This is a genomic window from Arthrobacter sp. 05T442 (assembly GCF_056395945.1).
In genome coordinates, this window is the sequence record NZ_JBFTKM010000018.1 from 65,284 (window position 1) to 77,716 (window position 12,433).

Sequence of the window (12,433 nt, forward strand, 5' to 3'; positions counted from 1 at the left end):
CCGCTCAGAGACCGAGTTCAGCAGGCACAGGAAGGTCCTTGTCCAACAGGTTCCTGGCCAGGAAGTGCTCGATGACGCCGTACCAGACCTTGGCATGCTGGGGTTGCAGGATCCAGTGGTTCTCGTCCGGGAAGTACAGGAAGCGGTGGTCGCTCTCCCCGTTTTCGTCGGCCGCCAGCCGGGATTTGGACAGCAGTTCGTACCAGAGGCGGAGCCCTTCGCCTATCGGCACGCGGTAGTCCTTGTCGCCGTGGATGACCAGCATGGGGGTGCTGATGTTTTCCACGTGCAGGTGCGGGGAGTTCGCCAGGGCCATGTCCGCGGACATTTCCTTGAGCCAGTACTGGGCGGCGTCCGTGGTGGGGCCGAACTGGTCCAGGGCCCAGAGGCTGGCGTGGGTGACGATCGCTTTGAACCGGTCGGTGTGGCCGGCCACCCAGTTGGCCATGTAGCCGCCGAAGGACCCGCCCATGGCTGCCGTGCGTGTCTCGTCGATGTCCGGTCGCTGCACGACGGCGTCGGTGATGGCCATCAGGTCGGTGAAGGGAGCCTTGCCCCATTCACCCCAGCCCCGCTGGATGTGGTGCTGGCCGTAGCCGGTGGACAGCGCCGGGTCCGGCAGGAGCACCGCGTAGCCGCGGGCCGCGAGCAGCCACGGGTTCCAGCGCCAGGTCCAGGCGTTCCAGGATCCGAGCGGGCCGCCATGGATCCAGAGCAGGAGCGGGGCCGGGTTTCCGGCCGAGGCGCCCTCGGGGAGGGCCAGGTACGCCGGCACGCGGGAACCGTCTGCCGCCGTCGTCTCGACGCGCTCCAGCGAGCCGTTGAAGCGCGGGCGCTCGGCGGGCGCGGGGAGCCGGACGGCGTCGCTGCCGGCGAGATCGATCCGCACGGCTTCGGCCGGGAACTCATAGGAACTCCGCAGCGCGTAGGCGCTGCGGCCGTCAGGGGAAACCACGACGTCGGTGTAGGCCGCGGTGTCGGCTGTCAGGCGGGTGACGTGGCCTGTTGCGCCGGCCTCACCGGAAACGCTGATCCGGAAGACCGGCGACGCGCCGTCGTCGTCGGCGGTGACGAGCAGCGCGGATCCGTCGGGGAGCCAGGCCGCGGGCCGGGGCCACCGGTCCCAGTCGTGGGCCAGGGGTGCCAGGGGCGTTCCGGCCGGGACGTCGCCGGCGACGTCGAGCAGGTGAAGCAGGATCCGCGGAGCCGCGTCAGGGGTGGTGTGGCTTTCGCTGAGCACCACGAGGGTGCGGTTGTCCGGGCTGACCGGCCCGGGGAAGTAGCTCACGCCCTCCGCGTCCAGCAGGACCGTGCGGGTGCCGGTGGCGACGTCGACCGCGACGAGCACGGACCGCGTGTCCGCGTTCGCCAGCGGCTTGCTGAAGCTGCTGTAGATTCTCTTCCCGTCCGGGCTGACCACGGATTCCGCGTCCCGGAGGCCGTTTCCGGCGTCGGGGGTCAGGTTCCGCAGTGTCAGCGGCGCGGTGGCGTCCACGGTGGCGGGCTTGCCCGGCTCCTTCTCGACACCGGGCTCCACGGCGAAAAGCCGCGGTTGCGCGGGGCCCAGATCCGCGTCCCAGTACCGCACGGGGTAGCCGGTGTGCAGGATGGCCGCAACCTTGGTGTCCTTGCGGGACTTGCGGCGTTCCTCGTCGTCAGCCTCACCGGTGGAGCCTGCCAGCACGGCGGCACTGAGGAACAGTGCGCCGGAGTCCCGTGCGGCGAGGACGCCGCTGACGCCTCCGGCGCGGGAGAGCACCACACGGGCTTCGCCGCCGCCGGATGGAAGCATCCACAGTGCGTTGACAGGGTCCGCCTCGGGGTTGTCCGGGTCGGGCCGCGCGGAAGTGAAGTAGAGATCGCCGTCGGCCGTGAACACCGCGCCGGCCTCGCCCTTCGCGCTGCGCGTGATCCGGCGCGCCTGCTTCTGCCCTGCCGGATCCAGCTCCCACAGGGCGGTGGCGTATTCGGTGCCCTTGGCGTTCAGGGTGGCCACGGTGGTGACCAGCCGCGTGCCGTCGGGACTCAGCGCCAGGCCGCTGACCCTGGGAATCGCGAGGTAGTGGTCCAGGTCGTGGAACGGAGTTTCGGGTTTTTCGCTCAGGATCTCTGATTCCGTGGAAGCCATGCCCCGATTCAACACCTCCTGTGGCTCGGATCACACCACGTTCACTATGAGTGAAACACTGCTTTCAGATTCCGCGGCGCCGGGTGCGTGTTCCGCGGCACGCGGCGCGTGTTCCGGCGCGCGAAGGGTCGCAGGGTCCTTTCAGGCAAAGTTGGCATGATGGGTCCATGAACCCTGAGAAATCCCTGCCTCGACGCTCCCTGCTGCTCGGCGCCGGCGCCACGGTGGGTGGCGCCCTGGCTCTTTCCGCCTGCGCCCCGGCGGCGACCGAAGCCCCGGCCCCATCGGCCGCTGGGGCCTCAGTGCCAGCCGGCGCCCCGGTCAGGGTCGGCAGGCTCAACGACGTGAAGGTGGGCGAAACTGCAACAGGAAATGCCAACGGCAGGGCCGTCGTAATCTTCCGTCCGGAGGAGACGAAGGTCCTGGCCTACGACGCGGCCTGCACGCACGCCGGCTGCCCGGTGGCCCCGGCCGGCCAGGAATTCGACTGCCCGTGCCACGGCTCCACTTTCAAGGGCTCGGACGGCAGCGTCATTACCGGGCCGGCCCGCAAACCCCTGGCGTCCCTGAAAGCGGCCATCGACGGGGACTGGATCACCGTCACCGCCTGACGGCACTTCCCTACGTCAACATGCTGCCTGACGGCACTTCCGTACGTCACTTCGTGACCGCGCTGCCTGGCTGCCCTGCCTGACGGCACACGGCAAAGACCCCGCCCTCCCTTCCGGGAAGACGGGGCCTTTGCATGGATGCCTAGACGCTCGGAGCGATCTCCGGGATGCGCGGCTTGGCGTTGCCTGCGAAGGTGAACTTGGCGTCGTCGCCTTCGCCGTCCACATCCACCACCACGATGTCGCCGGCGTGGATCTCGCCGAAGAGGATCCTCTCGGAGAGCTGGTCCTCGATCTCGCGCTGGATGGTGCGGCGCAGCGGCCGGGCCCCCATGGCGGGATCGTAGCCGCGGGTCGCCAGCAGCACCTTGGCCGCCGGCGTGAGCTCGATGCCCATGTCCTTGTCCTTGAGCCGCTTTTCCAGCCGACCCACGAACATGTCCACGATCTCGATGATCTCGTCCTGGGTCAGCTGCGGGAACACCACAACGTCATCAACACGGTTCAGGAACTCGGGGCGGAAGTGCTGCTTGAGCTCCTCCGTGACGCGGGCACGCATCCGGTTGTAGCCAGTCTGCGTATCCGTGCCGGACTGGAAACCGGTGGCCACGCTCTTGGAGATGTCCCGGGTGCCGAGGTTGGTGGTCATGATGATCACGGTGTTCTTGAAGTCCACCACGCGGCCCTGGGAGTCGGTCAGGCGGCCGTCTTCCAGGATCTGCAGCAGCGAGTTGAAGAGATCGGCGTGCGCCTTCTCGACTTCGTCGAAAAGCACCACGGAGAACGGACGACGGCGGACCTTTTCGGTCAGCTGTCCGCCTTCCTCGTAGCCGACGTAGCCCGGAGGGGCACCGAAGAGCCGCGACACCGTGTGCTTTTCCGAGTACTCGGACATGTCCAGGGTGATCAGGGCGTCTTCTTCGCCGAACAGGAACTCCGCGAGTGCCTTGGCGAGCTCCGTCTTGCCGACGCCGGTGGGGCCGGCGAAGATGAACGAACCGCCCGGACGCTTCGGGTCCTTGAGGCCTGCACGGGTGCGGCGGATGGCCTGGGACAGCGACTTGATGGCCGCGTCCTGGCCGACGACACGCTTGTGCAGCTCGTCCTCCATCTTCAGCAGGCGCGAGGACTCTTCCTCGGTCAGCTTGAAGACCGGGATGCCGGTGGAATTCGCCAGCACCTCGGCGATGAGGTCCTCATCGACTTCGGAAATGTCGTCCATGCCGCCGGTCTTCCACTGGCGTTCCTTTTCGGCACGTTCGGCAATGAGCTTCTGCTCCTTGTCGCGCAGGGAGGCGGCGCCTTCGAAGTCCTGCGCGTCAATCGCGGATTCCTTCTCGAGCTTCATGGCGGCGATCTTCTCGTCCATAACCTTGAGCTCCGGCGGGGCGGTCATCCGGCGGATGCGCAGCCGGGCGCCGGCCTCGTCGATCAGGTCGATCGCCTTGTCCGGCAGGAAACGGTCCGAGATGTAGCGTTCGGACAGGCTCGCCGCCGAGGCGAGGGCGCCGTCGGTGATGGTGACGCGGTGGTGGGCTTCATACCGGTCGCGGAGGCCCTTGAGGATCTGGATTGTGTGGGCGACCGAGGGTTCCTTGACCTGGATCGGCTGGAACCGTCGTTCCAGGGCAGCATCCTTCTCGATGTGCTTGCGGTATTCATCCAGTGTGGTCGCACCGATGGTCTGGAGCTCGCCGCGGGCCAGCATGGGCTTCAGGATCGAAGCCGCATCGATAGCGCCTTCGGCCGCGCCCGCACCAACGAGGGTGTGGATCTCATCAATGAACAAGATGATGTCCCCGCGGGTACGGATCTCCTTGAGGACCTTCTTGAGGCGCTCCTCGAAGTCACCGCGGTAGCGGGAGCCTGCCACGAGGGACCCGAGGTCCAGGGTGTACAGCTGCTTGTCCTTGATGGTCTCGGGGACATCGCCGCGGACGATCGCCTGGGCGAGGCCTTCGACGACGGCTGTCTTGCCGACGCCCGGCTCGCCGATCAGCACCGGATTGTTCTTGGTACGGCGGGAAAGGACCTGCATGACGCGTTCCATCTCGGATTCACGTCCGATCACGGGGTCCAGCTTGTTTTCCCGCGCGGCCTGGGTCAGGTTGCGGCCGAACTGGTCCAGGACCACGGATCCGGCGGGGGTGCCCTCGGCCTGACCGGGGCCGACGCCTGCTCCGGTGGTTTCCTTGCCCTGGTAGCCGGACAGCAGCTGGATGACCTGCTGGCGGACGCGGTTCAGGTCAGCGCCGAGCTTGACCAGCACCTGGGCGGCGACGCCTTCACCCTCGCGGATGAGGCCGAGCAGGATGTGCTCGGTGCCGATGTAGTTGTGTCCCAGCTGCAGGGCCTCGCGAAGCGAGAGCTCCAGCACCTTCTTGGCGCGCGGCGTGAAGGGGATGTGGCCGGACGGGGCCTGCTGGCCCTGGCCGATGATCTCCTGCACCTGCTCGCGGACGCCGTCGAGCGAAATGCTCAAAGACTCCAGGGCTTTGGCGGCAACACCTTCACCCTCGTGGATCAGACCCAAGAGGATGTGTTCGGTACCAATGTAATTGTGGTTCAGCATGCGTGCCTCTTCTTGGGCAAGCACAACTACGCGACGGGCACGGTCCGTAAATCGCTCAAACATTTCGCCACACTCCTAGCTACGACGTACTTTGATGCTACGTGGCCGGGTTCCAGATTTGGGGCTTGTTCGCCACAGGGGAAACCGGGGCGCCGCTGCCAAGTCACGTCAGGGCTCAAACCCGGGCCGGCCGGGTCCTGGAACGACGGCGGTCCGACAACATCCTGCCTGGCCCGGCGGCGCTCCTGCCCAGTTGCTTTTTCGATACGCACTGAATGCGGCGTGTCCCCCGGCGCCGGACCGCTTCTTCGGCCGGCAACCGGGCTGGAACGCGCCGGCGCCGACCGCATCATAGGGCGGACACGACAAAGCCCCCGCCGAAAGCGGGGGCAAAGCCGTTGGTAATGCGCCGTGAAGCTGCGTCGACTGCGCAGGACGGTGGCCTCGCGGCTAGGAATTTGCCTTTTGGTAGGCTTCCTGAATTTCAGCCTGGATACGTCCCCGGCTATTTACCGCATAGCCGTTGTCGCGGGCCCACTGACGGATCTGGGCTGAGTCCTGATTCCGTCCGCTTGTGATTTTCGTGCGCGTGGCGCGTCCGCTTGATGTCTTGCGTGCGTGCGTTACAAACCGCTCCACTGCAGAGCGGAGTTCTGAAGCATTACTCGACGACAGGTCAATTTCATAACTGACGCCGTCAAGGCCAAACCGGACAGTCTCGTCCGCGGATCCCCCATCCAGATCATCAACGAGGATGATCTTTACTTTCTGTGCCATAAAGACTCTCTTTCCAAAAGGACGAGCGTTTAGAAAAGCAGGATGTATCTGTAAAAAGTATCCTCCGGTTTACGGCAGCTAGTCAAAGCGGAAAACTTTTTCCAAAGGAAAACCACAGGCCGGAATAGGGCGCTATAAGTTCTTTCCCGGGAATTTGCTGTCCGTGGGGCCGGCATCCCCGTCCCTGTTATGCGCTTCAGCCTCCGCTTGGGCACGGGCTTCGGCCTGCCGCTCGGACTTGTCCGCATTGAAAATGGCTTTCATGGCAAACCAGAAGATCAGGCCGACAACGACGGAGGGCAGCAATACGGCGATGTAGTCCATGCTCAGTGTCCCTCGGGCTTCAGCAGCGGGAAGAGGATGGTTTCCCGGATGCCCGCGCCCGTGAACAGCATGACCAGCCGGTCGATGCCCAGGCCGATTCCACCCATGGGCGGGGCACCGTATTCCAGGGCCCGGAGGAAGTCCTCGTCCAGTTGCATCGCCTCGACGTCGCCGGCGGCGGAGCGGCGGGACTGTTCGGTGAGGCGTTCGCGCTGGATGACCGGATCGATCAGTTCGGAGAAGGCCGTACCGCGCTCCATGCCGCCAATGATGAGGTCCCAGGCCTCGATCAGCCGGTGATCCTCGCGGTGCTGGCGGGCCAGCGGCTGGGCGGAGGGCGGGTAATCGTAGACGAACGTGGGGTTGAGCAGGGTCGGCTCCACCAGCTCGCCGAAGAGCTCCACGACGAGCTTCTCGGCGTCCCAGTTGGCATCGACCTTGACCTCGTGCTTGGCGGCCAGTTCCAGCAGCTCTGAGACGGGGGTTTCGGGGGTGATCTCCCGACCCACGGTTTCGGAGAGCCCCGGGTACACGGCCATCCAGGCCCAGTCGCCGTCGAGGTTGATTTCGCCGTCCTCGGTCTGCAGGACACGGCCCACGCCGGCGGCGTCGGCGGCGTCGAGGATGATCTCCTTGATCCGGTCCGCCATGACGAACTGGTCGGCCCAGGCCTCATAGCTCTCCAGGGTGGTGAACTCGGGGCTATGGGTGGAGTCCACGCCCTCGTTGCGGAACACCCGGCCCATGTCGTAGACCCGGTCGATTCCGCCGACCACCGTGCGCTTGAGGTACAGCTCGGTGGCGATGCGCAGCGTCATCTTCTGGTCGAAGGCATTCATGTGCGTCTCGAACGGCCGCGCCGTGGCGCCGCCGTGGACGAGCTGCAGCATGGGGGTTTCCACCTCGACATAGCCCTGCCGGTGCAGGGTCTCGCGGATGGAACGGGTGATCGCGGCCCGGGTGTAGACCATTTCACGGGCCTCGTCGCGGACGATCAGGTCCACGTAGCGCTGGCGGACACGGGTTTCCTCATTAAGCTCGGCGTGCAGCACCGGCAGCGGGCGCAGCGCCTTCGAGGCCATGGACCAGGACTCGGCCATGACGGAGAGCTCGCCGCGCCGGGAGGAGATGACCTCGCCCTTGATGAAGACGTGGTCACCGAGGTCCACGAGCGACTTCCAGTCCGCGAGCGCCTCCTCGCCGATGTTGGCCAGGCTCAGCATGACCTGCAGCCGCACTGCCTTGCCGTCCAGGCCGCCCTCCTGGAGGGTCGCGAAGCACAGCTTGCCGGTATTGCGGATGAACACGATGCGGCCCGTCACCCCGACGAGGTCGCCGGTGGTTTCGTCGGCCTCGAGGTGGGCGTACTTTTCGCGGATCTCGGTCAGCGAGTTCGTGCGCTCAACACCCACCGGATAGGCCTCGACACCGCGCTCAATGAGCCTGGCGCGCTTCTCCATGCGGATGCGCGTCTGTTCGCTGGCGTCGTGGTGCTCGGCGGCGGGGTTCGGGGCGGGGGTGTTTTGGGAAGTCACAATCCCCAAGTTTACCGGGAGTTCCGGCACCTCAGGTTCTGCCCGGACGGGGAGCGTGCGGGAATAGACTCAGGGCTGTGGAGACATGGACTGTGAGGACCGACGACGGCGAGGGCCACCTCGAACTGCACACCTTCCGGCCGGGCGAGCGGGTGCAGCCGCCCAATGGCGGGGAGGCGGCCCAGGCCGGGTCCGGCGTCGTCATGGTGCACGGGACCCTGGTCACCGATGCGCTGTACCGCCCCTTCGCCCGGAAACTAAGCCTCCTGCTGGGACAGCCGGTGCACTGCTACAACCGGCGCGGACGCGCCGGTTCCTCTCCCCAGCCCGCCGACTACTCCGCGGCGACCGAGACCGCTGATCTGACTGCCGTGCTGCGCGAGACCGGCGCGAGCGACGTCGTCGCGCACAGCTACGGCGGCTTCGTGGCGCTTCAAACGGCGCGCACCGTGCCGATCCGCCGCATGGTGACCTATGACGCGGCCGTGTCGCTCGCCGGGAACCTTAACCGCCGCTGGCGGCCCGAACTGGAGCGTTCGGTGGCGGCCGGCAAGCTGGACCATGCCTGGGCCCATCTGGTCCAGGGACTCGAGACCGCGGGTCCGGTTTCCCGGCTGCCGCTCGGCGCGCTGCGCATGCTCAGCATCCTCTCCGCCCGGACCAGCCTGGGCGCGGAAATGCGGGAACTGCTGCCCACCGCCGTCGCCGAAATGCGCGCCGTGCTGGATGCCGACGCCGAACTGGCGGACTTCGCCGCGGTGACCACACCCACCCTGATGCTCAGCGGCGGCTGGAGCCCGGCCTATTTCGGCGAAACCGGGCGGCAGCTCGCGGCTGCCGTCCCGGCCCTGAGCTTCGCGGTGGTTCCGGGGCAGCTGCATGAGGGGCCCATCCGGCCGGGAAACCGGCTTGCCCTCACGACAGCCAGGTTCCTCCTTGGCGGTACCGGGACCGCCGCCGGAATCCCGGTACGCTTAACCGGCCGCACGGCCGGACGGCGGCGGATGATTCCGGGCCGCTGACGGACGCCGGGTCCGGCGCCGCGGACTGGTTGCCGCGACCGGCAGCAGGGCCGTCGGCCCGCTAGAATCGGGGGCGACGCCTTTGAAAGGACCCCCTTGGCCAAGCTCTACTTCCGCTACGGCGCCATGAACTCCGGCAAGTCGACCGGGCTCCTGCAGGCGGCGTTCAACTACGAGGAACGCGGCCAGCGGGTCCTGCTGGCCAAGCCAGACGTGGACACCAAGGGGGACTCCGACGTCGTGTCACGGCTGGGCATGACCCGGTCGGTGGACTTCGTGATTCCCGCCGGAGCCTCCGCCCGGAAACTCTTCGCCGCGCAGGCCGCCGGAGACGATCCCGACGCCCTGCTTGAGCACGTCGACACCCAGGCTGTGGCCTGCCTGCTGGTGGATGAGGCCCAGTTCCTGGAACCGGAACAGGTGGACGACCTCTTTCGCATCGCCGTCCTCGACAACGTCCCCGTGCTCGCCTACGGAATCCGCACGGACTTCCGGACCCGCGCCTTCCCCGGCTCGCTCCGGCTCCTTGAGATCGCCCACACCCTCGAAGAGCTCAAAACCATCTGCCGCTGCGGCCGCAAAGCCATCTTCAACACTCGTCGGGCCGGCGAGCACGTGGTGTTCGACGGCGACCAGGTCGCCATCGACGGCCAGGATGTCTGGTACGAATCGCTCTGCGGCTCCTGCTACCTCGAGGTCTCCGGCGGCCGGCTGGGCAGCTAGCGGCACTGCGGGATTACGGCACTGCGGGTTTACTGCACTGCGGCGCGCGCTCGGCTAGGCTCGGAACATGACCCGCGAGAACATCAGAACACCCGACGGCGGAACGATTGAGCTTTTCAGCACGGGCGCCGAGCTCGCCTCGGCGGGTTCGGGCATCGTCGTCGTGCCTGCCTCGATGGTGACGGCGGCCGACTACACGCGTTTCGCGCAGAAACTCAGCGCCTCGCTGGGCCGGCCGGTGCACACCTTCAACCGGCGCGGCCGAGGCTCGTCCTCCCCGCAGCCGGAGGACTACACCCTGGACGTGGACATCCACGACCTGGACGCCGTCATGAAGCACACGTCCAGCACGGACGTCTTCGGCCACAGCTTCGGCGGGGCGGTGGCGCTGCACGCGGCCCGCACCCTGCCGGTGGAACGGTTGGCCGTGTACGACCCCGCCGTGTCCGTCAACCACAGCGTCACCGCGGACTGGACCCCGGAGTACGAGCGGGCCACGGCGGCCGGGGACGACGACCGCGCCCTCGCCGTCCTGCTCAAGGGCCTGGAGACCGGCAGCGCACTGTCCCGGATGCCGCTGTCCATGCTGACGCTGGCGAACAAACTCTCGGCAGGCACCCCGATCGGCAAACAGCTCCGCGAGCTCATGCAGACCGGTGTCCGCGAGATCAAGGCCATCATCGCCGCCGACATGCCTGCAGAACCATTCCTGGAACTGCCGCTGGAAACGCTGATCATTGTGGGCGAGAAGAGCCCCGCCTACTTTGGTGTGGCCTGCGCCCAGATCCACGACGTGCTCTCCGGCTCGAGCTACACGATCCTGCCGGGAATGGGGCACGACGGCGTCAACAAGGCCCCGGACCGGCTCATCGCCGAACTCAGCGCGTTCTACGCGGGCTGAGCCTGGCCCTCCAGGCGGACCCCGCGATGTGCTTAGTTCGTGGAGGGGGACTCTGCAGGGGCGGTTTTGCGCATCAGGGCGGAGAGGACGACGGCGGCGACTGCTATGACTGCGGCCGTCAGGAACGCGGCGTGCATGCCCGCGACGATGCCCGCGCCGGCGGAGACCACTGCATAAATTGAGACCAGGAGCGCCGTGCCGGCGGCCCCGGCCACCTGCTGCAGGGTGCTCATGATGGCCGAGCCGTGCGAATACAGGTGCGGCGGCAGCGGGTTCAGCCCGGTCGTGAAGGCTGGCGTGAACAGGAGCGCCAGGCCAAGGCTCAGGCCAACGTGCAGCGCGATGATCCAGCCGACAGGCGTCCCGGCGTCCAGCATGGAGAGCTGCCAGAGGGATGCCACCATCAGCGCCGAGCCGGTGAGCGTCAGGGGCAGGGGGCCGACCTTGTCGAAAAGACGGCCGATAAGCGGTCCCAGAAGGCCCATCGCGAGTCCCCCGGGCAGCAGCACAAGGCCCGTCTCCAGCGATTTCAGTCCGCGGATCTGCTGCAGGTACAGCGGCAGCAGGATCACCGCCCCGAACAGGGCGATCATCGCCACCACCAGCAGCAGCACGGATACCGTGAACATCCGGAAGTTGAAGGCGCGCAGGTCCAGTAGCGGCCCTTCGGCCTTCTGCAGCTTCAACTGCCGGAGCACGAACACCAGCAGCGTCAATGCTCCGACGGCGAGCGCCACCACGGCGGGGGCGCCCGGACCGCCCTGTCCGCCTTGTCCGCCCCCGATCTGGCTCAGGCCGTACACGAGCCCGCCAAAGGCGGGGACCGTCAGCACGACCGAGAGTCCGTCCAGGCGGGTCTTTTCGGTCTCGCCGATGTTGGTCAGGTACTTGGCGCCGAGGCCGAACGCTGCAAGGGCGATCGGCAGGACAAAGACGAACATGAACCGCCAGGAAAAGTGTTCCAGGATCAGACCCGAAACCGTGGGGCCCATGGCCGGCGCCACTGAGATGGCGATGCTCACGTTGCCCATCACCGCGCCGCGGCGCTCCACCGGCACCAGGGTGAGGATGGTGGTCATCAGCAGGGGAAGCATGATGGCCGTGCCGCCGGCCTGGACGATGCGGGCCGCAAGGAGGACTTCGAATCCCGGCGCCAGGGCTGCCAGGAGTGTGCCGCCCGAGAACAGTCCCATGGCCAGCATGAACACCGCACGGGTGGACAGCCGCTGCAGGATGAACCCGGTTGTGGGAATGACGACGGCCATGGTGAGCATGAAGCCCGTGGACAGCCACTGGACGGTGGGGGCGTCAATCTTCAGATCCACCATCAGCCGCTGCAGGGCGACGTTCATGATGGTTTCGTTGAGGATCACCACGAAGGTGGCCACGAGCAACGTGACGATGATGGTCACGGATTCGCGGGACATCTTCTGCGTCGCCGTGCCGGCGGCCACCTTGGTCTGCGCAGGATCGCGGTGGGCGGTTGGCGAGATGTCTGTAGCCATGGTGTTCCCTCAGAGAGTTCGGGGCGGGTTCCGGCGCATCAGTGCTGCCTCAGTTTCCAACCGTCTGGCTTGGCGGGTAATTCCCGTTGCTCCGGTAATTCCGGCGGAAAAATAGCAGACGCTCCCGCAGCTCCGGCGAAAAAATGGCGGACGCTCCCGCAGCTCCTACGCCACAAGTGCGGGAGCCCCTCATCGTCAAGCTGGTTGTGAGTCATTCATTACCTGTTGATTGAAGGAGCCGGCGATGGCCGTTGATAGCAAGGGTTTTACGCGTGAAGAGATCCGTGAGTTCATGCATGAGTACTATTTGCAGCCGCACGGGACGAGGAAGGTGT

At 66.6% G+C, this 12,433-nt stretch carries 10 protein-coding genes; 4 read left to right on the top strand and 6 right to left on the bottom strand.

What is annotated here, in order from left to right; all coding sequences use genetic code 11:
• Positions 1-4: 4 nt before the first annotated feature.
• The gene (locus AC1DES_RS15920; protein ID WP_476896678.1) at positions 5-2,128 is read right to left on the bottom strand and encodes a prolyl oligopeptidase family serine peptidase; all 2,124 of its coding nucleotides are present in this window, start codon (positions 2,126-2,128) and stop codon (positions 5-7) included.
• A gap of 167 nt (positions 2,129-2,295) precedes the next feature.
• Between AC1DES_RS15920 and AC1DES_RS15925 the strand changes: the two genes are divergently transcribed.
• Positions 2,296-2,739, top strand: a complete 444-nt coding sequence (locus AC1DES_RS15925) for a QcrA and Rieske domain-containing protein (RefSeq protein ID WP_476896679.1) — start codon at positions 2,296-2,298, stop codon at positions 2,737-2,739.
• 142 nt (positions 2,740-2,881) lie between these two features.
• Here AC1DES_RS15925 and AC1DES_RS15930 read toward each other — a convergent pair whose 3' ends face one another.
• From AC1DES_RS15930 to lysS, 4 genes are all read right to left on the bottom strand, one after another.
• On the bottom strand, positions 2,882-5,374 hold the full coding sequence (locus AC1DES_RS15930) for an ATP-dependent Clp protease ATP-binding subunit (RefSeq protein WP_476896680.1): 2,493 nt from the start codon (positions 5,372-5,374) through the stop codon (positions 2,882-2,884).
• Positions 5,375-5,761: 387 nt separating this feature from the next.
• On the bottom strand, positions 5,762-6,088 hold the full coding sequence (locus AC1DES_RS15935; RefSeq protein ID WP_476896681.1) for a histone-like nucleoid-structuring protein Lsr2: 327 nt from the start codon (positions 6,086-6,088) through the stop codon (positions 5,762-5,764).
• Positions 6,089-6,220: 132 nt separating this feature from the next.
• Positions 6,221-6,412 carry a hypothetical protein gene (locus AC1DES_RS15940; protein WP_476896682.1) on the bottom strand — a complete coding sequence of 64 codons (192 nt, stop codon included), beginning with the start codon at positions 6,410-6,412 and terminating at the stop codon, positions 6,221-6,223.
• A 2-nt stretch (positions 6,413-6,414) separates the two neighbouring features.
• Positions 6,415-7,947, bottom strand: coding sequence for a lysine--tRNA ligase (lysS, locus tag AC1DES_RS15945; protein ID WP_476896683.1), 1,533 nt, complete (start codon positions 7,945-7,947; stop codon positions 6,415-6,417).
• 77 nt (positions 7,948-8,024) lie between these two features.
• Here lysS and AC1DES_RS15950 point away from each other — a divergent pair, with 77 nt between their 5' ends.
• The 3 genes from AC1DES_RS15950 (at position 8,025) to AC1DES_RS15960 (ending at position 10,593) form a co-directional block, all read left to right on the top strand.
• Positions 8,025-8,969 carry an alpha/beta fold hydrolase gene (locus AC1DES_RS15950; protein ID WP_476896684.1) on the top strand — a complete coding sequence of 315 codons (945 nt, stop codon included), beginning with the start codon at positions 8,025-8,027 and terminating at the stop codon, positions 8,967-8,969.
• Positions 8,970-9,065: 96 nt separating this feature from the next.
• The gene (locus AC1DES_RS15955; RefSeq protein ID WP_476896685.1) at positions 9,066-9,692 is read left to right on the top strand and encodes a thymidine kinase; all 627 of its coding nucleotides are present in this window, start codon (positions 9,066-9,068) and stop codon (positions 9,690-9,692) included.
• Positions 9,693-9,759: 67 nt separating this feature from the next.
• Positions 9,760-10,593 (top strand): alpha/beta fold hydrolase, encoded by an 834-nt coding sequence (locus tag AC1DES_RS15960; RefSeq protein WP_476896686.1) that lies wholly within the window; start codon positions 9,760-9,762, stop codon positions 10,591-10,593.
• Between the two features lie 32 nt (positions 10,594-10,625).
• On the opposite strand, the gene AC1DES_RS15965 is transcribed toward AC1DES_RS15960, so the two are convergent.
• Positions 10,626-12,098 (bottom strand): DHA2 family efflux MFS transporter permease subunit, encoded by a 1,473-nt coding sequence (locus tag AC1DES_RS15965; protein WP_476896687.1) that lies wholly within the window; start codon positions 12,096-12,098, stop codon positions 10,626-10,628.
• Positions 12,099-12,433 lie beyond the last annotated feature (335 nt).